This is a genomic window from Flavobacterium zhoui, assembly GCF_042787235.1.
Lineage (GTDB): Bacteria > Bacteroidota > Bacteroidia > Flavobacteriales > Flavobacteriaceae > Flavobacterium > Flavobacterium zhoui.
Genome location: NZ_JBHZPY010000010.1, coordinates 21,636 through 43,257 on the forward strand (window position 1 = coordinate 21,636; position 21,622 = coordinate 43,257).

Sequence of the window (21,622 nt, forward strand, 5' to 3'; positions counted from 1 at the left end):
ATTTATTTATTAAAAAAATCATGTAAAATTATGGATGTAAACTTGCGCGCACCGGTATCGTTCATATGACCGCAGGAGGAAAAATACTGATCCCCTTCCACCGCATTTTCATAATTGTGAATTTCAGGATATACTTTACTTACCTTCTGAAAATAATCCAATCCTTTAACGTTGGAACACATAGGCGTCATGATTGCAATCAACTTTATATTATTCGCTGCACAAATTTGTTTTATTTCTTCGTAATATTTATTGTGCAATGGCTTTAGATTTCTCAGATCATTTTTCATGTTTGCATTTGGATTTTTACCTAAAGGATAATATCCCAAATTACCCAGCAGTTTTGTTGGTTGTCCAGTCGCCGTATTATACATTTCTCGAAAACCAATTTGTGGCTCAAAACCAATATATCTGTAAAAAGGAATATAATAGTTAACCCAAAAATTTGGCTGTTGGGCATAATGGTCTTCAATCAATTTAGAATGGTGTATATAGGGTAAAAACTTAGAAGCCACACTCTCAGACTCCTGCTCATTAGCTAAATTCAAATCAGCTTCCACTATCACATTTTTTATTTTATACTGGCGTTCTACCATTAATTTTAACAATAAAGAAGCTTCAAACAAATGCGCACCACTCATCCCATAATTAAACGTTTTCAATCCTTTTTCTTCAAATAGCGGCGCCACAAAATGATTATTCGCTCGAGAAGATCCTAAAATCACCACATCATAATTCAGAGCCTTTGAGTTGTAAACATACTCTATTTTCCCTCTATTGGAAGATTGCAAATAAACTTGAGTGTAGGCTACATCCAAAACTATCAACAAAACAAGCAGTATTATCAGAGTTTTAAATACAAAAAAAAAGAAATCCTTCATTATTAATTATCGATTAGAATATTTTTAATTATGTATTTAGTAAAATAATTTGCTCCATTTTGATTTAAATGCGAGCAATTTGCAAACATTTTATCATCATTTACTACCCCTGAAAAATCATACAATCCAGGTATTTTTAGCTTTAATTTTTTCATGAACTTTAAATTTTTTGTATGCTTACAAAAAGGGGCACAAAAAAAAACTACCGGCATATTATTAATTTTAGCAAATTCAATTATTTTATTGTAATACTTGTTGGTATCATTAATTTGGAGAGGCAGGGCATTTATATGTTCCGATGAATTCCCATGTAAAGCAACAAATCCTTTACTTTTTATAATATCTGTTTCTTTATTAGCAATATTTAAAACGAACTCTCGTAAACCAATTTTTGGATCAAAATGAATGTACCTATAAAAAGGACAATAGTACATCTCTTTTTCATCTTTGAAATGTCTTTCAAAATATTCCTTTGTGATGTCATTTTCTCTAATAAAAGGCATCAATTCATACTGCATAACATTTGAATACCCGTCTTCACTATTAAAAATATAATCAACTTGTATAAAAATCTTGTCAGATTGAATATTGTACTTTTTTACAAGCTTAAGCATCGTATACAAATCTCCTAATTTTACAGCTTGAAACCCTAGATTCGCAGCACTTTTCCCAGTTTGTTTTTCAATTACACCAGTCACAATTGTATTCTCTACTCGGGAAGAACCTAAAAAAATATAATTGATTTTTCTGTTCTCTAAACTTCTAAAATATTGAAACTTTGTCCTTGGATTTGAATTTTCATACACCTTTGTATAAGAATAATCTAAAAATAATAGTATCACTACAACAACAAAAAAAATAGACCCTAAGTATTTTAAAAATCTGATCATCAAAATTGAAAATAGATAAATTCTTTGTAATCAGAATAGGTTCCTAAAGCAATAATAGCCATGATACACAACGCTACTTTTACCCAACTGTATTTTCCTGAAATGGGCTCAATTTGAGTTCTGCTATTCCATTCAACGAGAATAAAAATAAAAATAAGCAATAGAATTTCATAACTATAACGTTCATTTTCAATATATTGTACCTTAAAATTTCGATCTGTAAAAATACGAAGGATATAATCGAAAGCATCTCCTATCGATTTTGCCCGGAAAAACACCCACGCAAAACAGGTCAGGGCAAAAGTACCCAACATACTGAAGAAAACTTTTACTGATGTTAAATCCCATCCTAGTTCCACCGTTTCTATATTAGAACGATTGGTATCACGAAGCAATAATGGTAAAAAATACAGTGCATTAATAAATCCCCAAGCGATAAAGGTCCAATTCGCTCCATGCCAAAAACCACTCAATAAGAAAATAACAAATACATTTCGTACCTGTTTCAATTTGCTGCCTCTGCTTCCTCCCAATGGAATATAAACATAATCACGGAACCAAGAAGACAAGGATATATGCCAGCGACGCCAGAACTCGGCTATATCCCTGGAGAAATAAGGGTAATTGAAATTCCGCAACAAGTCCAATCCAAATAATTTAGACATTCCCAATGCCATATCCGAATAGCCTGAAAAATCCCCATAAATCTGAAAGGCAAAATAAAAGGCTCCTAATAACAAGGATAACGAATTCATGGATTCATAATGGTCAAAAATAGCATTGGCATAGGTGGCACAAGTATCTGCAATAACTACTTTTTTAAACAGTCCCCAAATGATTTGATAGATTCCTTCCTTGGCTTTTTCAAAATCAAACGTCCGTCTTACTTTTACTTGCGGTAATAAATGCGTGGCTCTTTCGATCGGACCTGCGACTAGCAATGGAAAATAACTGACAAATAAGGAATAATCAACAAAGTTATATTCGGCTTTAATTCTTTTTAAATAGATATCGATAACGTATGATAATCCGTGAAAGGTATAAAAGGAAATTCCAACCGGCAGTATGACATTCAACAATAATGGACTGGTCTGCAATCCAAAACCGTTTACTAATTCCGAAAAGGAAGCCGCAAAAAAATTATAGTATTTAAAAATACCCAAAAATCCCAAATTAACACTTATACTCAGCCAAAACCAAAACTTACGAGCGGTTTCAGTTTTTGCTTTTTCAATTCGAATACCAGTATAATAATCCAAAAAAGTGGAGAAAACCAACAAAAACAAAAAACGCCAATCCCAGCAGGAATAAAAATAATAACTCGCAATGATTAGAAGTGCATTTTGCGTGCTCTTCGTTTTATTAAATACAAACCAATACAACACGAATACAATCGGCAAGAAAACGGCAAAAGATAAGGAATTAAAGAACATATTAAATATCGCTATTGTGAATGTAAAAAGAAGATAGGTCTTTATTTATTAGTATAGGTTTAGGGCTCAAAACGGTTTGAAAATCGGGCACATCATTCGTAACCACTGCATTCGCACCAATAGTTACGTTATTCCCAATGGTTATGTTTCCGAAAACGCAAGCTCCGGGACCTACAAAAACATTATTACCAATTTTAGGGACTCCAATAGTTGCGCCTGCATTACTGACCCCAAAAGTTATCCCTTGAGAAATATTACAATTATCGCCAATAACGGTATCGCCATGTATCACTATATTTCCAAAATGTCCGATATAGAATCCTTTTCCAATTTGAGTTCTATAGGAAATATCATATCCGTACTTCACTTTTAAGTTACGTAACCAAAGAAAGAAAAAATAGAACATAAGCCTGTTTCTTCTCCTAAAGTACTGAGTCAAACGAAAAATAGTCAGGAACTTTAATCCTGGATTGGGCATGATAATAAAGGTTTTGACTAGTGCCATGAAACTTATCTTTTTGATGCCGCATCTTTTATAATCCGATAAAATAGTTTGTTTTAACATATTTCCTTTTTACAAATTTTGGCAATACCCGCCCAAATGCGTTTAGAAGACTCTTCGGCAGGATGCTGATTGATTTTTTCAAACCATTCTTGTGCATTTCCAACTACTTCCTGAGCTTCATCACGCAATATCATTTCAATTTTGTCTGCAATTTCATCCGGAGAATTCAACCAAACTACTGCATCCGTAGGCATATTACGAAAATGAACATAATTGTAAATCTTTTCAACTGACCAATTGTGATCTTTTCTTCCCGGATTATAGTTCATATAAGCACATGGCTTCTTATGAGCCACATAATCAAAAACCATCGATGAACCCAAATTGACAACAAGTTCCGTATGTGTAATGATATTCAACTGCAAAATCGAATCTTCTTTAGTAGGCAGGATAGTATTCCACCCTTCTCCAACTTTATCCCATTTCGGAATAATTGCAGTGACAATATCACTATTCGCCTCTAATATTGTATTGAATCTAGATGAAAAATCTACGGGACATCTGCGGAAAATAATGCCCAAGTGCCAACCTTTTTTATTTAAAATTCTTACCGCTTTAATCAAATCTGATAAATAATGGGGATCATAAGGTGATGTTGTTATATCGTCTCCAGAATAACATATATACTCCTTATGAATATCCAAACCATTTTGATTAAAAAATGTCTCTCTATCAACTATATTATCCAACTGAAAATGATTTTCGAATTGCGGAGTCCCGGTTATTACAATTTGGTTTTCTGTAATATACGGATAATAATATAAAAGTTCTTTTTTCATATGAGAACTCCACACAAAATAATAATCAGTTTCTACAACCATAGTCCCTTTTGGTAGGTTATCCCACGAGAAAATAAAAGTTGCCGTTGGTATTTCTAAATCTTGGGCAGCTAATAATGGTGCTATAGCCAAACTGATTCTCTGATTGGTACAGAAAACAAGAGCTGGTTTCTGAATTTTCAAAAGCTCGTAGGATTCAGAGTAAAAATTGGTTTTTCTTTCTTTCTTTTCTATGAGATTCCTAACTGTTTTAAGCCCTTTTTCCGAATCAAATAATTGAATTAGAAAGCGTATGATAGAACTTTTTACAGAAGATTTTATAGTCGTATAAGAAAAAGGAAATCGATACGAATCATAAACGATATCTTTAGATTTTCTGATATTACAATTGAGTTCAATTTCTTTTCGGGCACTTTTTAAAACTTCTGAAAAAAAGCTTAATCGATTTTGCTTCAGTCTTATTTCATCAAAACCCATTTTAGCCAAATCAAATGGCGTATTATTCAAAAAAACCAAATCCATTCCTTCAGATTTTCCTTTTTTGTAAAAGTCTGTAAAGGCAAAATTACGAAGCCCTACTCCATCGGGTAGTAAAATAAAAATTTTTGTGTTCGCCATTAATTATCTCTAAACTGTTTTTGTTGATTTATTTTCCAAATATCGCTATTCTGCATGGAGTTTAGAAATAAAGCAGTACTATTTCCTTGTCCAAAATCCGTTGTTGTGATTTGTACTTTGTGCGAATCAATCGATTGCAATGCTTTGTTGATACTTTTAATATTATAATCAACATTTATTATATCAGCATGCACAACTCTGTTTTGTTGACGAGTCCCAATATTAATAATTGGAATACCATAGTAGGGAGCTTCTCTAATTCCCGCACTACTATTGCCAATAATGAATTGCGAATTTTTCAGTAAGGTCAAAAAATATTCGAAGCGTAGGGAAGGAAAAATTCTAAAACGAGTATTATTTTTTAACCGTTCATATTCTTTAATAATACATTGACTGCCTAAATCATTGTTAGGATAAATTACAATATAATTATGGGTATCATTCAACAGACTACTTACAAAATCCTTTACATAATGTTGCATTTCAGCAGACTCAGTCGTCACCGGATGAAACATTACGATGGCAAATTTTTCGAAATTTATCTCATAATACAATTTCACGATTTCTAAACTAGGTAGCGAATCCGAAAACATAATGTCAATATCTGGCGAACCGATGTTAAAAATAGAAGTTTCCATTTCTCCCATTTGAAGCAATCGTTTTGCTGCATCAGCATTAGAAACAAAATGAACATGACTTAATTTACTGACACTATGTCGAATCAATTCATCAACAGTTCCTGATAATTCCCCACCTTCAATATGTGCCACTAAAATATTGTTTAAAGAGCCCACAATTGCTCCAGCAAGTGTCTCTACTCGATCACCATGAATTACAATTAAATCAGGATTTACTTTTTTGCAATAACCGGATAAACCTTCAATGGTTTTGGCTAATGTTAAATCCATCGTGGTCTCATGTGTATGATTTTCAAACGTGTACACGTTTCTAAAATTACATCTTTCGATTTCGATAAGGGTATAGCCATATTCTCTCAGCAAATGCATTCCGGTTACAAAAACAAAAACTTCAAAATCCGGATGGTCATCCAGAATTGAAATCAAAGATTTAATTTTGCCAAAATCGGCACGCGTTCCAGTTAAGAACAGGATTTTTTTTATATTCATTTCTTCTTTATAACAACGAATCTCTACCATTCGGCGACTTAGCTCCCTATATACTTCCCGATGGCAAAGTATATACCTTGCTATTTCATCATGTCAACCGCACCCCAAAAAATTTTCACGAGAGATACTATTAATCTATATCTTCCAATCTTAATTGCTCATCATTTGCAATATCTCTAACAGCTACTCTCCCAATTAAATCATTAAAATGTTCTGCCAGAATTTCACCCGTTCCGGGACGTTTAACCCAAATATTTTCTTTGGTAAACGCTTCTCCTTGCTTAATTGCGGCAATAGTACAAACCGTGGCAAAGGCAAAGTCAATGGTGACCTGCTCCTCTTTGGCGGGTTTTTTCGTTCCTCCCCGCATTTGCCACATTTCATCGGAGTTTACAATCAATTCTTTTGTGGCCTGTTCGTCCATACTGCACACAATATCCGGACCTGTTCGTTGCATCGTATCCGTGAAATGACGCTCCAGAATACTGGCACCCAAAGCCACTGCACCCAAACAGGCATTATTATTCAGGGTATGATCGGACAAACCAAAAACTTTGTCCGGAAAAGCTTGGTGCATTTCCATCATCGCGCCAAAACGTACTAAATGTATTGGGGTGGGATATAAATTGGTAGTATGCAGTAGTGCGACGGGCACTTTAAATTTATCAAAAATAGCCACTGCTTTGGTAATGCTTTCAATCGTATTCATTCCCGTGCTTAAAATCACCGGCTTCCCAAAAGAAGCGATGTGTTCCAATAAAGGATAATTGTTGCATTCACCTGAACCAATTTTATAGGCCGGAATATCAAATTTTTGCAATCGATTGGCGGCGGCACGTGAAAAAGGGGTTGAAATGAAAATCATCCCTTTACTCTCGACATAGTTTTTTAACTCGAATTCATCGGTTTCGTCTAATGCACAACGTTCCATAATTTCATAAATGGAAACATCTGAATTACCGGGAATTACTTTTTTAGCAGCACCGCTCATTTCGTCTTCAACAATGTGTGTTTGATGTTTGACTACCTCTACACCTGCCCTTTGGGCAGCATCAACCATTTCTTTGGCCACCTGCAAAGAACCTTCATGATTAATACCGATTTCGGCAATGACCAAAGGTGGATAATCTGGACCTATTTTTCTTCCTGCTACTACTATAAATGGATTCATTATGTGTTTTTAAAAATTTACCATGCAGTCCAACCGCCATCGATGATTAAGTTGTGTCCCACTACGTGACTACTTGCTTCACTGGCAAGGAAGACTATACCACCTCTTAACTCTGATTTATCGCTCATTCTCCCTATGGGATTTAAGTTTTTAAATCGTTCCAGGAATAACCCATCGTGGCCATTCCAAATTCCTCCCGGAGTTAAACTGTTCACTCTGATCCCTTTTTCGGCCCACAATGTCGCCAAGTACTTTGTCAACGCTATTACGCCGTGTTTGCTAACGCTATAGGCTACAGGCTGTGAAATTCCTGTTCCGGGATACATTTTATGATTTGGACTGACCACTCCATACAAAGATGCAATGTTAATTATCGAACCAGATTGTTGTTTGAGCATTTGGCTGCCTATCACCTGACACCCTAAAAAAGCACCTGTTAAATTAACATTCATGATAGCATTCCAATCCTCCAAAGGAAAATTCTCAAAAGTGGCATCAAAATTTTCGGATTTACTTTGGTTGGTAAAACCGGCATTGTTTATTAAAATATCTATTTTTTTGTATTTATCTAAAACATACTGCAATGCGCCTTCCCAGCTTTCTTTTGAAGTAACATCACACTTTATAAAATCAACCTCGCATTGTTGCTCTTGCAAATAACAGGTTATTTCGTTGGCTTTATCTAAGTTGATATCGGCCAAAATAACTTTCGCACCATATTCATTTAAAGCTAAGGCATGCTCGGTTGCAAGCAGCCCTGCGCCTCCGGTAATGAAAGCAACTTTCCCCGTCAAATCAAATAAATTATTTATCATTTAGTAAAAATTCTATTAGTTTAAAATCAAGTTCGGTATCAATATCAATGGCTCTTTCTCTGGGCATTTCACTAATCATGCATTTTGCCTCACTCCAATGTTGGTATTGATACAAGGCTTCTTTTTTAATGACATAAGCCGCAGGGGTCAAACTAAAAACTTTGGGAGCATCCTGCCTTCTAACGATGGGTGTTTCTGTTTTTTTTACCATCTCGGCAAATCCGGAATTATTGATTTCCATCATATTAAAATAAGGATTACGTTCTGGTTCGTAACCCGTTATGACAACATCAATTTCAGGTGATTGCAAAGCTAAAACAATAGCATTATCAATATCTTGAGTTGTTTTTAGTGGTACGGTAACATCCATATCCACAATATAACGAACAGTTTTCCCTGTCAGTTTTTCATACTTTTCGATTGCATGAATAAAAACAGGCCACTTACTGGCAGTATCTGTGGATAAATCATCCGGTCTGACAAAAGTAATGGCAACGCCGTTATTCTTGGAAATATCCAGTATTTCCTGACTATCCGATGAAACGATTAAATCATTTAAATACTTACTTTGTTGAGCAGCATTAATCGTATATGTGAGCAATGGCATACCATTCAAAAGACGGGTATTTTTGCCCAAGACTCCTTTTGACCCCCCTCTGCAACAAATGGTTCCTAATATCATATATTCAATTTATTGCTGTGAATTGTTTAGAAATGGAGGATTCTTTGGCGGCCACAACCATTTTTAAACTCACCAATGCTTCTTCAAAAGTGGTTAAGCTATCGTGAAATTTTGATTCGTCCAAAAAAGCCTTAATGCTATCCATATACCGCTGATTTCTCTCGAAACCAAGATAAGAGAACAGTTCGTCTTCGTGGTCGTGTCGGATAATTTTCACTTCAGACTTCGTTAAATTCCAAAATACAGTACCCTTTTCACAAGTGATCATACAATTTCGCACCAACTTTTTCTGATGATAGTCTAAGTGAATGGTTCCAGAGGAATTACCCTCGAAATGAATCAGTACATCTGCCACGTCTTCTGTTTCTATTGCCAAACTAGGATTATTTTGAAAAATACAGGCAATACTTTTAGGCTTTCCAACCAACCATCGCACATAGTCAAATTCATGAACCAAATCCAACATCACCCCACCCCCTTTATCAATTCGTGCACTCATCCCTTTCAAATAATCCTGATTGGGCCTCCAGTCAGGCAAATATTGCCCGACACTGGCATTGATTGAAAACACTTTACCCATTTTATTTTCGCTGAGCAACTCTTTAATTTTTATCAGACCAGGATCAAAATGCAAATCATATCCCACAACAAGCCGTTTGCAGTTGTTTGTCAAACTACTTATCTCGTTTAAATGAGTAAGATTATGGCTTATGGGTTTTTCCAGATAGATGTTTGCAATATCATTTTTCAATAAAATTTTCAAATCGTCAAGGTGACTGGATGTCGGAGTACAAATAAACCCATGTGAAATTGAATTTTCAGTAAGTGCTTTTTGAGTATCGGTATAAACGGCAAATCGCTTGAATTCAGATGGAATACTCCCAGATTTACTGACTATAATAATGTTGGTGTAACCCAAATTAATAAGATTATTCAAGTGTCTTTCACCAATGGAACCCAATCCAATTATTAAAATAAAATCCATTTATTTGAAAGCTTTTGGTATTTAAAGTAAAAGTAAACAAATAATCGAAATTTCCTTTTCATAGTATTTATGATTCTACTTTCATGTAACGTGTTGAATCTTAAAACACTCATTTTTCTGGTTTCCAATATATTTTTTGTTGCTGCAGTTTTTTGATTGCTGAAGATCAGTTAAAACATCTGTAATAGAGTTTTGTTTAATTCTACCGACGGTGTTAATTCTATTATTTTAAAATTTTAATCCAGACAAACTTCTCATTTTTTTTATTACTTCTTTATCTATTGGTTCTCTATACTTCATGATTCTAGGAAGATTGATTGAAACTTCAAAAATAATTTTAAAAAATATTTTGAAACATCGGTAGTCTGTTAAAGCATATTTTCTAAAGTTATGCCAATATAACTTCACAATGCTAATTAAAGGACATTGGTAATATACCAAAAAATAGTAGGTACTATTTTTTAGTTGTTTTCCAAATCTAAAATAATTCTGTCCCGTGATTTTTCGGACTTCCCTATTTACCCGATGATTCACTTTAATTTTATTGGAATACAGTATTTCAAAACCTTTAGCGATAACCTCTATAGCAACGCAGGACTCTTCACCATAAATATCAATCCAAACCGGAAAACCATTAATAATTTTATATACCTCTTTCCGCATTGCGAAACCACAGCCTATAAAATCGTTAGTAAAATAATCTTCTTGTCGAGATTCACATTTAAGTAATGCTTCTGTATCTGAAGTATAAATCCCTTTGACTTCCTGAAAAGCAATAATACCAACATTAGAATATTTGTCAAAAAGACCAACAGTTTGCTCTATAAAATCGGAATGCAGAGGATGCGCATCATCATCTAAACCAATTAAGAATTCGCCCTGAGCCTTAGGATAAAGAGTATGCCTGGCAGCTGAAGCACCAATGCTTTTGCTTAAGACTGTCCAAATAACCCAATTGAATTGATGGACTAACTCCTCTGAACCATCACTACAACCGTCAAGTAGAACTAATACTTCATAAATCGAAATATCGACTAAAGTTCCTATTCTGTTTAAAGTAACACTTAATTCTTCCTTTCTATTTTTTGATATAATGAGTATAGAAGCTTTCATTTTGGAATAATATTATTATAATTATTTACCATTAATTTTGGTAATTTTTTCCAATTATAGAACAACTTTGAAATTGAGTCGTTAAATAAAAACTTGGTAAATATTCTATTCTTTAATGAAACTTTAAAAGTGCTAGCTAGTTTATAGTGGGCAAAATCACAATCCATTTCAACTCTTTTTTTTGTGTCATACTTTATTTCAGACATCCAATCTTCATATACATTCCCCATATGAAAGGCATAGTTATCATAGGTAGTCACTCTCCAATAATCATATTTCAAAGGCAAAGTATCAAGATAGTCTTCTGAATCTCCTCCTAGTTTAAAAAGTAAGTACGATTTCATTTCCTGAAACATTTGCTTTTTATACGTTGCTACAAAATGCCCAGAACCTATATAAACGGTGCTATTATTCTTTTCTAAGCCTAAACTGTATTTCAAATAATTTTTATTATAACTACTATCCCAACCAATACTGTCATAAAAATGGACTAATGCTTGAGGTGTCTTTACTGGAATGAATTTTAGATTTTTACTAAACAGATTATCAAAAATAGTGTTCCCGCACTTATTTTTAAACATATTAAATTGAGGCACTATACCCACAACTCCTACTTTTGGCAATGCTCTAAATACTTTTGTGGTTTCAATTTGCCAATTATCTAAAAACAAAACATCGGCATCTGTTATGGTTACTAACTCTATAGAATTTCCTGCTAATCCTTTTAGAATTGCATTTAGTTTCCCGATGTTGTTGGTGTGAATGACTTCGTGAATTTTATTTTGAGTATGGAGTTCATTTAGATAATTTTTAATCACATCGCAACTTCCGTTGTTTACAATAGTTATGAAAGTTTTATTGTGAATGGTATTGAAAACAGATTGCAAACATAATTTTAAAATGTCAAAACTATCTTTAAAATAACCTTCAAAATGTGGTATATAAACTGGAATAATTATCTGGTGTAAATACTCAGAACCTTGAATGGGTTGATTTTTATGTGGGTTGTTGCCTATTCGCATTTATTTTTTAATTTTTTGCCAGAATGACTTTAAAAAATTTAAATATTCTTTGGTAGAAAAATATTTTAAATGTAGGAATGAAATCTTAAAAAAATTCATTGCACTTTTTTTTCTGTGAAAGTAACTATTATTTAGTTTCTGAAGCAAAATTTGCCTTTGATTTTCTGTGAAAAACTCATTTTTACAATATAGTAAATAGTAATAAAATTGAAAACTAGCTTTTATTTTTTTTGACATATTATCTGAATTTCCAGAAATACTTTCATCAGAAATTCTAATTTTAACAACTGCTTCATTTATTGAATAAATTTCTTTGAAATCTGACACTTCCAAGACGGCTAAAACATCCGAATACCAAGCTAAAGGAAACTTTTTTATAGTAGTTTTTATTAAATCATCTTTTCTAAAAACATATTCACTCAAAGAACTTCTTGTTTCGCGAAAAAGAAAATCTGCAGAGTTTTCAGTTATCGGATTATAATATATATCTGAAATAAAGTCACCTTTTTGATTAATTTTAATCGTTGAAAATCGCACAACATTAATTGAATCTTCAAATTTATTTCTTTGATTATGAAATTCTTCGACTACATTTTTATCTAAAACATCATCATCCCCCAAAATCATTAACCATTTGTTTTCAGAATTATCTAATTCAATACAACGATTCCACTGTTGAACTAAATCGTTCGAACCAAAATTTTCATCAAATTTAGTATATTGAAATTGGAATTTACCTTTATACTTTTCTAATAATTCTGACGGATTATTTTGACTATTATCATCACCAATAAAAACTTTAAAATTCTTGTTCGTTTGATTGGCCAGCGATTGGATAGTCTTATCAAAGAACGTAATTTTATAATATGGGATAATTATTGAAAGCATTATTTGAGTAAACTTTTAATTTTCTTTATTGGATATAATAACAAATTTCCTAATTTGAATGAATTACTATTATAAATTACACTGCTAACTTGTTCAGAAATAATTTGTGAACCTTCAAAAAGTGATACATCTTGTAAAACATAATCAGCTTCGGATGCAATTGCAATAAGATATAATGCATCAACATTTGTTTGTTGAACATCATTATAATTACCTAAAAAAACATTCAATTCATTTTTATCAGATTCATCTTGAATTATAGAAACACTGCCTAAGTATTTTTGGGTTAAAAATTGACTTTTAGAAAAATAACTATTTACCAATTTAAAAAAATCCTCTTTATAAAGTTCTTTTACATGGTATTCATTTTTGAAATTGGCTTTGTCTGTGTAATACAATTTATCTGGAGTTGACAAAAACATGAGTCCGTCTTTTTTTAAAACTCTTTTAATTTCAATCATCATTTCGTGATGTTTATCGTGATGCTCCAATGTCTCAAAACTTACAACAACATCAATAGAATCATTTTCGAATGGAATTTTAGTTACATCACCAACTTGATAACTTAAATTGTTTTTGGTATATTTTTTTGTTGCCAAGTCAACAGCCTCATTATCAATATCAACACCATAAACACGTTCTGCAGATTGAGCCATTAGATTACTTCCATAACCTTCACCACAAGCAATATCTAATACTATTTTATTTGAAATATAGTTATTTACAATTGAATATCTATGCAAATGCTCAATCGCATCTCTTGAAAAAATATGCGGTTCTAAACGTTCTCCTGTCCAAGTTTTTTTCATAATTAAGCTATATTAAAATAAAAACCGTTTCTATTTGGTTTACTCTTTCAAAATTTTATCCAGCATTCTTTTAAAGCTCTCATCACTAAAATAATCTCCTAATGGATAAACTGGTTCATCTGAATATATTCTATTAATAATTAAATTTTCCAGTTTTTGTTTAATATCCTTCTTATCTAAGCAACTGGCAATATATTTATCGTCAGTTATTATCCTTCGAATTTCACTTTTTTCCGGTGAAACAGAAAGAATCGGCTTTCGTATTGCGGCCAAAAAGGGGGCTTTCCCGACCAAAATATTACAATACAAAGGCCCATTTTCTAAAATGATATTAATATCGGCTTCATGCACCTGTTCATTGCACGAATTGGAGAAGTTCAAGGTTCCCAAAATTATTATATTGGGCGTTTTTGAATATTTTTTTGCTAATTTTTGCAAATCAATTCCTTTTACCCTTATGGCAAACTCGGTGTTTTCTTTATATAAAGAATTTTCCACCATTAATTCTTGATAAGCATCCAATACAATTTCTATGTTTCTACCAAATTGAATTGCGCCGTGATAGGAAATCATAATTTTCTTCTTCTTTTTTAAAATGCTGCTAACATCCGATAAATCAAAAACACTTTCGTCGTACTGATGTGGTAAAGAATGGAACTTTGTTCTAGAACCATATAAATATTGCATATCTTCCGCCAATAATGCTGTCGCCATACAAGATTTTGCTTGAGAAACTACCTCAAACATTTCTTTCAATTTAAAAAGTTCTAAATTTGTCATTGGGCTTTTGGAGCCCGTACACCAAAAAGTGGGATATGGCTCATTGAAGGTAACAATTGCTTTTTTAAGAATGGGCAGATCTTTGGCCCCTAATATAGTTTCGCAATCCAATCCAGCACTTCTTATAAAAATATGATCATACTGATGATAATCTATCTTGGCTATATAAGAACCATATACCTTATATATATACCTTTGTTTTAAGGAAATATGAAACAATCTCCAATAAACTTTATTTAGCCACTTGGTAAAAAAAGGAATTTTTAAATCCAGCACAAATGAATCTATAGAATCTACAGGTAATAAATCTAATCTGTCTTCGCTATCATATTGCTTTAGATAAACTACATCAATAACTGAATTGGGATACGCTATTCTTAATTTGGCCAAAAAGGATCGTGAAATAATTCCTTGACTCGTTCCCGATACTCTTAAATCTTGTTCTATTATTAAAAATTTCATTAAATTTTATTATTGTTTAAATATTCACTGATTTTTTTAGCCGAATCTCCTTTACCATACGGATTTTGTTGAATTTAAAAACCCTTAAAAATATCAAAAAAATTAATTTAACTTCTTAATGCGTTCAAGCCATTTTTATAGTTTCAGTACACGTGCCAAAATAGAGAAGAATTTTAATTAGCTAAATATTTTTTTTAATTACTTTTTTTATTCGATAGAGCAATAACCGGGTAGGTAATGTTTTATAAAACAAATTCCATTTCAATTTTTCAAACCTATTTAATTGAACAGCTGCCAAAATATTTTCATATAACTTGTATTGCTTGTAGCCTATTGATAAAGAAATAAAATAACGTATTAAAGAATTAGAAAGTAATTGTTTTTCCTTCAAATTTTTAATTGCTAACAAAATACAATCCGCATAGGAGGAAGTTTGAACCGCATTATAATTGTAAAACTCTCCCGTAAGTGAGTAACGGTGCTTACGTCCATAAAACAAGCATTTTTCAATTGAGATTCCTTTAAATCCTGCAGATATAATTCTAGAATATAATTCCCATTCTTCGGCATACATCAAATGTTCTACAAATCGATTTTTGACAAAACATTCTCTTTTCCACATCACAGCGCACGAATTAAAAAAAAGCTCATATCTTAGAATCTTTTCCACATCATTTATACCAATGTTAAAAGAAGTATAAGTTGTTGAATAATCAAACTTATAATGAAAATCATCAAAAAAAACATCCCTAATGTACCTACAAAACGAAATGTCGTTTTTTGATAACTCAAGAACACACAATTCTAAATTTTGGGGATGCGCAATATCATCATCATCAAAAAATATTATGTAATCCCCTTGAGCAAGGTCTAAACCGTAATTCCTGCTTCCCGGCAAACCTTTTTGATAATTTTCGGTTCGTGTAAAATATTTAAATCTAGAGTCTTGTTCTAAAATTGGCGCTAAAATTTCCTTTGTATCATCAGTTCCACCATCATCAATAATAAGGCACTCCCAATCCTTGAATGTTTGAGCCTGGATTGATTGAAGAGATTCAAGTATATATTCCGCCCGGTTATAGGTCGCCATTATTATGGATACTTGTGGCATTTCGCTCATCGTATTAAAGATTTGACCCATCGTAAAGGCTTTAGCATCATTTTCCCAATTATAAATTCTAACCGTTGTGTATTTTTAATCTTTTCTATTTCCTCTTTTTCTATTCTAGACAACAAATGTTGCACAAATACATCAAAATATGCAATATTTAAATCTCGATGCTTTCCATAAATATAGTTTAATAATTCATATTTAATTGAATTAGCTTTTGATGTTGTAGAGTCTGTTCTCATTCTATAATTAAACAATGGCTCTTTTATAATATGCAACAACCCTCCATTTTTTAATAATCGAATATAATACTCCCAATCTTCAAACCCTTTTCTCATAGATTCATCATAGCCCCCAATTTTAAAAAAATCTTCTTTACGGAACATTACACTTCCTGTTGCTTGATTGCTCAACATTAATACTTTTAAATCTCCTCCTTTATTATGGTATTCATCAATTTTTTTTTCATCTACCCAACGAACTATGTGGCATGCAACTATCTTTCTATTAATATCTTCTAAAGCCAAAACGGCCTTTTCACAGAAAGAGGGTTCAAAAAAATCATCGCTGTCCAATACTAAAATATACTCGCCTTTAGACTCACTAATACCCGCATTTCTCGCAACACTTTGTCCTTGATTTTCTTGTGTAATCAGTTTTGTTATCGTTGGTCGTAACTTTTGTAGAACAGCTTTCGTTTCTATATTAGAACCGTCATCTACAACAATAATCTCTTTATAAGCGTAAGTTTGGTTTAATGCCGAATTAACTGCTTGCTCAATATATTTTGCGTCGTTAAAACACGGAATTATTATGGATACAAGAATATTGTTTTGCATTAAAGATCTTTTAAAGTTGCTTTTACATTTTTTACGGCTTCTAACCACTGCAATCCATACCTACTGTCTGGCTCCAAATGATTTCCTTCTGCCCACTCATTCCATGATTTGATAATTAAAAAAGGGGGGTTTTTAGGATTTTTTAAAGATTCATTTGTAGCAATTTGCAAATGTTCTTGCCAGGCTTTCGGCGTTGCATTTTTAAAAATTAGGGATTTTTTACCACTTCGTGCAGAATTGTCCCAATTAGGAAAAACACAAGAAATGTATTTCGTGTTGGGAAATTGTATATTGAAATTAGAAGCACCTTTTTTATAATCAAATACTAGTGGTTTAGTACGCACACCTATTTTGTAGGAACCATTTAAATGCATACGGATTCTATTCTCAATTTTTCCCAAAAAGCTTCTATTAACAAAAAAAGGTTTTTTGCTGTAACGCATCTTGAAAAAAATATCTAAACCGACTTGACCGTAAAAATCGTTATTAGCAATAATAAAATTTGGATTTGAAGTTACTGTGGAAATTAAACACATCCCGCCAAAACCTGCTTTAATAGCTAACGAATTAAATGTATTTGTAAATACCTCTAAATCGGGGATATCTTCTATTCTATAAATATGAAACATCAGTTTGTTGTCCACTTTAATGTATCTTTCATCCTTAAAAAAGGGGAGCAAATAATTAAAATAGGTTTTATATCCTGCCTCACCCTGATACGTTTGTTCTATTAAAACTTCAGGATTATCTAATCCATGCCAAATCCCTTTCCAAGTTTCATTAGCCCAACAGAAACAAAATGGTAAGGTAACATCTTTATTTTTCAACATTTGTTCAGCTGGTTGTTGTAATAACATTTTCCCGTTACCAAACCAATATTGATAGTAAATAAATCCATCTATACCATACTCTTGTGCCAATTGTGCTTGTTGACGTTGGACTTCTGGCACCCGTAAATCATAAAAACCTAAATCAGCTGGCAGAATAGGTTGGTAATGTCCTTTAAAAAGTGGTCTTGCTTTCACTACGTTGGTCCACTCCGTAAAACCTTTTCCCCACCAAGCATCATTCTCAGGAATAGGATGATATTGTGGAAGATAATAAGCTAAAAATTTTATTTTGCTTTCAGACATTTGTAATTTTATTGATAAAATAGTTCCATGTAGGAATATTTAAGAATACTATTTTGTAAAATAAATGATAAAATAATTTGCAAAAATATATTAATCTAAATAATTATTTACAATGTTGTTATTTCAATATTATCTATACTTCCCAAAAATTGTAAAACCAAAAAACCTCTTGCAGAAAACATCAATTACAAATTTTTCGCTTTTAAGATTTACTTCATTATTATTTTTCTCTTCCATTAATGCATGATTCATTGAAGCAAATGATCCATACTGTTTCACAAAAAAATCAGCATGTTTTACGCTCAAATAACTTAACATCTTTTTCTCATTTTCTTGATTAATTATCCTAAGCATTGAATTTGATTTTATTCTGTAATAAAACCCGACTTCATTTAACTGTTTAACATTACCTCCATTTTTTAAAATAGCAATCCAAAATTCCCAGTCTTCCCAGCCATAAAGCATATTAATATCATAACCACCTACTAATTCCCAATCCTTTTTTTTAAAAAAAGCAGAACAAAAAATTAAATTATTTCTACTTAGGTTATAAAGTGTGAAAGATGGTAACTCCCATAATCCAGTTTCAATTCCAAATTTCTCCGCTCTACAATATATAACTTTTAAGGAATTATCTTTAGCGAAAGATTGCACAGCTAAATTAAGATAATGCTTTGCAATAATATCATCAGCATCTAATGGCAAAATAAACTCCCCTTGAGCATGACTTATCCCCATATTACGCGCACTGCATAGTCCTGAATTTTCTTGAAATAAATACTTAAAACGTAAGTCTTTAACCATCCAAATCTTAGCTATTTCTTCGGTATTATCTGGGCTACCATCATTTACAATAATACATTCCCAATTATTGTAGGTTTGATCTAAAACAGATTGCAACGCCTCATCCAGATATTCCGCTTGATTGTAACAAGGAACTATGATGGAGACTTTAGCCATTTAGGAAATGATTTAAAAATTTCTTGGTTATATTTATTCCAAGAAAAAAATTTATGAGTTTATAACATGGGGCAGATAATTGCTTATCCAGATAACGACAATTTTCATCTATAACAAAATAAAAATCTGATTTTGTATAAGTTCGTCCACTATATTGTTTTCGCAATATTTTTTTTAAGGCTATCAAAATTATATGTTTTACTTCAGGATTATTTTGGATTAAATCAAAAAAGACCTCAGGAAGTTGTTTACTGGCTATTTTATCTTCACTAGTTGATGATTTATCATGTAGTCTATAAGAGGCCAATGTTTTTTCAGAGCCATAAAAAACACATTCATTAATTATCATCTTCAACCACAAATGATAATCTTCGGCATTTTGAATAAACATTTTTTCAGTAAAACCGCTAACTAAATCTATTTTTTCTTTCTTGGCAAGCACGGTAAGAATTGGAATTCTGTTTCCTTCAAGAAACAATTTCAATGCTTCAACATCTTTTAAACTAAGGTGAAGCGTATTCATCTTCCTTGTTTTGTCTGAAACATTGGAATCCGAAAAAATATAAGAATCCGAAAAAACTAAATCTACATTTTTCTCTTTTATTTCCTGTAATTGAATCTCCAACTTTTCAGGCATCCATAAATCATCTGCATCCAAAAATGCTATATAGATTCCTTGAGCATGGGCTATCCCTAAATTTCTTGCCTTGCCTTGTTTTCCGTTTTCTTGGTGAAAAACCTTTATACGATGATTTTGATTCCTATTGTTCTCTATTATGGACCAAGTATTATCTATAGAACCATCATCAATAATAATGAGTTCCCAGTTAGAAAATGTTTGCGCAATTACAGAATTAATAGACTCCTGAATATAACTCGAAGCGTTGTATGCAGGCATAATTACCGAAACTACTGGCCTATTTATAATTTGATCCATTCTTGAGGCAATAATGTTCGAGTGTTCAACTCTTTTGTTTTAAACCATTTTTTGGGTGCTATTACTGTTTTTTCAGGATTTTCATTCAACCAGGCTGCCCACCAGCTAAAGGAACTATTGGCAATTATATTATGACTGCAAGAACTCATCAGCATCATGTCTTTCCAACTATCTTCTCCATTATTATGGTCAACAACTATTTTTGAATAAGACAAATCATCGAATTGTTCTTTGACCCAATCACTATCATCAGAGAAGAACACTAAAGTAAAATCCTTATTTTTGGAAGCTAATAGTTTTATGGCATCCAAATAATACTCCACACTGCAACTCCCATGATATTCTGCTGTGATTTTGTCACTCACATAATCACCTCTTCTGATGTGGATTGCAATTGTTTTTGAACTCTTGATTGTAATTAATAATTCTTTACTAATTACGTCTAATGTATCGACAGGAAAAGAAAATAGTTTCCTTATAAAATCCTCGTAAGCAATAAAATATTTATAACTCTGAAAATAACCTTTTAGGTACACAGGAGATTTAATGGCCAAAGCATCAGTTTGAAAATCAAAAGAAGGTTCTTCATATATTTTAGGATAATGAAATCCCAGTTTTCTTTTAACTTTATTTATATTCGACAAATGATGAAAGGAAATAACATCTAAATCTGAAGCCATAAAATAAGGATTGTCAAAAATGTCTAGCTCAAATTTTCTTGGCGTAAATCCGGGAGTTTTTTCAATGCGCTTAAAGAAACTACCATCTATTAAGAGCTTTGTCTTATTCTTTTTCGCAAGAATACTTGCAAATGCGTATTGAAACATTTGATTACCAACACCTCCTTGTAATTGTATAATCAGCATTTTATTTCTTTTCGCCACAAACTTTTTCTAACAAAAATTGTATTGATGTTAGTGTCTGCATATGATAAATATCCTTTGCTTTCAATATATTCAATTAGCTTAGTATTTTTAATTCCATTTCCACTTGTGGAAAATGAAATTGTTTCAATGCATATTACAATTGGATAATTATTTTCAAAATCAATATCTCTAATAATAATCTCATCTATACCTTCAGCATCAATACTTAAGTATTGCGGGAAAATACCATTTGAACACTCATCTAGTATACTCTTCAATGTTTTAACCTTTATTTTTTCAATACTTTTAATTTCAAAATCACCTTCTTGAGCGTACTTCACAGCTTCTTCCTCTGAAAAGGTATTCAATGTGGGAGAAGAAATAATATAAAAATCCAATTCGCTATCCCAGTCACTAATGCCAATGTTTAGATTTTTATCCTCTTTTCTATATTTTAAAAACTCCTTGAAAAGTGTGGGATCAGGCTCAATGTTTATTCCTCTGCAACCATTTTTATAAAATAAAGCTGTATTACTAATATAGTGAGGGTGATGTGCTCCAATATCAATATAAGTTGGATTATTTACCCCCAGACAATCAAAAATAAATTTAACAATCAAATCTTCGCCACATTGAGAAAAAGATATATTTTTAAACTTATCATCAGCAGATCTAAGTAATATTGTAATCAATTTATTTTTTATTTTTTTTAATAACATTTTTATATCTCTTAATTTATAAAGCAATAATCTATGA

22 protein-coding genes are annotated in these 21,622 nt (G+C 32.1%); all 22 read right to left on the reverse strand.

Annotation, left to right across the window (positions count from 1 at the left end):
* Positions 1-2: 2 nt before the first annotated feature.
* The gene (locus ACFX5F_RS11695) at positions 3-830 is read right to left on the reverse strand and encodes a hypothetical protein (RefSeq protein WP_379852212.1); all 828 of its coding nucleotides are present in this window, start codon (positions 828-830) and stop codon (positions 3-5) included.
* A gap of 53 nt (positions 831-883) precedes the next feature.
* On the reverse strand, positions 884-1,771 hold the full coding sequence (locus ACFX5F_RS11700; protein ID WP_379852213.1) for a hypothetical protein: 888 nt from the start codon (positions 1,769-1,771) through the stop codon (positions 884-886).
* A complete protein-coding gene (locus ACFX5F_RS11705) occupies positions 1,771-3,204 on the reverse strand; it encodes an MBOAT family O-acyltransferase (RefSeq protein WP_379852214.1) in 1,434 nt (477 codons plus the stop codon). The genes ACFX5F_RS11700 and ACFX5F_RS11705 overlap by 1 nt, the downstream gene beginning before the upstream one ends.
* Before the next feature lies 1 nt (position 3,205).
* The gene (locus tag ACFX5F_RS11710; protein ID WP_379852215.1) at positions 3,206-3,709 is read right to left on the reverse strand and encodes a serine O-acetyltransferase; all 504 of its coding nucleotides are present in this window, start codon (positions 3,707-3,709) and stop codon (positions 3,206-3,208) included.
* Between the two features lie 53 nt (positions 3,710-3,762).
* A complete protein-coding gene (locus ACFX5F_RS11715) occupies positions 3,763-5,166 on the reverse strand; it encodes a UDP-glycosyltransferase (RefSeq protein WP_379852216.1) in 1,404 nt (467 codons plus the stop codon).
* The gene (gene neuC, locus ACFX5F_RS11720) at positions 5,166-6,293 is read right to left on the reverse strand and encodes a UDP-N-acetylglucosamine 2-epimerase (protein ID WP_379852217.1); all 1,128 of its coding nucleotides are present in this window, start codon (positions 6,291-6,293) and stop codon (positions 5,166-5,168) included. Before neuC ends, ACFX5F_RS11715 begins: the two co-directional genes overlap by 1 nt.
* Before the next feature lie 130 nt (positions 6,294-6,423).
* Positions 6,424-7,464 carry an N-acetylneuraminate synthase family protein gene (locus ACFX5F_RS11725; RefSeq protein ID WP_379852218.1) on the reverse strand — a complete coding sequence of 347 codons (1,041 nt, stop codon included), beginning with the start codon at positions 7,462-7,464 and terminating at the stop codon, positions 6,424-6,426.
* Between the two features lie 17 nt (positions 7,465-7,481).
* Positions 7,482-8,279 carry an SDR family oxidoreductase gene (locus ACFX5F_RS11730; RefSeq protein ID WP_379852219.1) on the reverse strand — a complete coding sequence of 266 codons (798 nt, stop codon included), beginning with the start codon at positions 8,277-8,279 and terminating at the stop codon, positions 7,482-7,484.
* A complete protein-coding gene (locus tag ACFX5F_RS11735) occupies positions 8,269-8,961 on the reverse strand; it encodes an acylneuraminate cytidylyltransferase family protein (RefSeq protein ID WP_379852220.1) in 693 nt (230 codons plus the stop codon). Before ACFX5F_RS11735 ends, ACFX5F_RS11730 begins: the two co-directional genes overlap by 11 nt.
* 4 nt (positions 8,962-8,965) lie before the next feature.
* Positions 8,966-9,946: a Gfo/Idh/MocA family protein gene (locus tag ACFX5F_RS11740; RefSeq protein ID WP_379852221.1), complete on the reverse strand. Its 981-nt coding sequence runs from the start codon at positions 9,944-9,946 to the stop codon at positions 8,966-8,968.
* A 228-nt stretch (positions 9,947-10,174) separates the two neighbouring features.
* Entirely contained in the window at positions 10,175-11,059 is an 885-nt protein-coding gene (locus ACFX5F_RS11745) for a glycosyltransferase family 2 protein (RefSeq protein WP_379852222.1), read from the reverse strand.
* Positions 11,056-12,081, reverse strand: coding sequence for a glycosyltransferase family A protein (locus tag ACFX5F_RS11750; RefSeq protein ID WP_379852223.1), 1,026 nt, complete (start codon positions 12,079-12,081; stop codon positions 11,056-11,058). Before ACFX5F_RS11750 ends, ACFX5F_RS11745 begins: the two co-directional genes overlap by 4 nt.
* Positions 12,082-12,969: a glycosyltransferase family 2 protein gene (locus tag ACFX5F_RS11755; RefSeq protein WP_379852224.1), complete on the reverse strand. Its 888-nt coding sequence runs from the start codon at positions 12,967-12,969 to the stop codon at positions 12,082-12,084.
* The gene (locus ACFX5F_RS11760) at positions 12,969-13,778 is read right to left on the reverse strand and encodes a class I SAM-dependent methyltransferase (RefSeq protein ID WP_379852225.1); all 810 of its coding nucleotides are present in this window, start codon (positions 13,776-13,778) and stop codon (positions 12,969-12,971) included. The genes ACFX5F_RS11755 and ACFX5F_RS11760 overlap by 1 nt, the downstream gene beginning before the upstream one ends.
* Before the next feature lie 39 nt (positions 13,779-13,817).
* A complete protein-coding gene (locus tag ACFX5F_RS11765) occupies positions 13,818-15,020 on the reverse strand; it encodes a hypothetical protein (RefSeq protein ID WP_379852226.1) in 1,203 nt (400 codons plus the stop codon).
* A gap of 181 nt (positions 15,021-15,201) precedes the next feature.
* On the reverse strand, positions 15,202-16,161 hold the full coding sequence (locus ACFX5F_RS11770) for a glycosyltransferase family 2 protein (RefSeq protein WP_379852227.1): 960 nt from the start codon (positions 16,159-16,161) through the stop codon (positions 15,202-15,204).
* Positions 16,137-16,970 carry a glycosyltransferase gene (locus ACFX5F_RS11775; RefSeq protein ID WP_379852228.1) on the reverse strand — a complete coding sequence of 278 codons (834 nt, stop codon included), beginning with the start codon at positions 16,968-16,970 and terminating at the stop codon, positions 16,137-16,139. Before ACFX5F_RS11775 ends, ACFX5F_RS11770 begins: the two co-directional genes overlap by 25 nt.
* Positions 16,970-18,103 carry a glycosyltransferase WbsX family protein gene (locus tag ACFX5F_RS11780; RefSeq protein ID WP_379852229.1) on the reverse strand — a complete coding sequence of 378 codons (1,134 nt, stop codon included), beginning with the start codon at positions 18,101-18,103 and terminating at the stop codon, positions 16,970-16,972. The genes ACFX5F_RS11775 and ACFX5F_RS11780 overlap by 1 nt, the downstream gene beginning before the upstream one ends.
* Positions 18,104-18,232: 129 nt before the next feature.
* Positions 18,233-19,063, reverse strand: a complete 831-nt coding sequence (locus ACFX5F_RS11785) for a glycosyltransferase family 2 protein (protein ID WP_379852230.1) — start codon at positions 19,061-19,063, stop codon at positions 18,233-18,235.
* On the reverse strand, positions 19,056-20,000 hold the full coding sequence (locus ACFX5F_RS11790; protein WP_379852231.1) for a glycosyltransferase family 2 protein: 945 nt from the start codon (positions 19,998-20,000) through the stop codon (positions 19,056-19,058). The genes ACFX5F_RS11785 and ACFX5F_RS11790 overlap by 8 nt, the downstream gene beginning before the upstream one ends.
* On the reverse strand, positions 19,985-20,866 hold the full coding sequence (locus tag ACFX5F_RS11795) for an alpha-1,2-fucosyltransferase (protein WP_379852232.1): 882 nt from the start codon (positions 20,864-20,866) through the stop codon (positions 19,985-19,987). The genes ACFX5F_RS11790 and ACFX5F_RS11795 overlap by 16 nt, the downstream gene beginning before the upstream one ends.
* A complete protein-coding gene (locus tag ACFX5F_RS11800; protein ID WP_379852233.1) occupies positions 20,860-21,612 on the reverse strand; it encodes an FkbM family methyltransferase in 753 nt (250 codons plus the stop codon). Before ACFX5F_RS11800 ends, ACFX5F_RS11795 begins: the two co-directional genes overlap by 7 nt.
* Positions 21,613-21,622 lie beyond the last annotated feature (10 nt).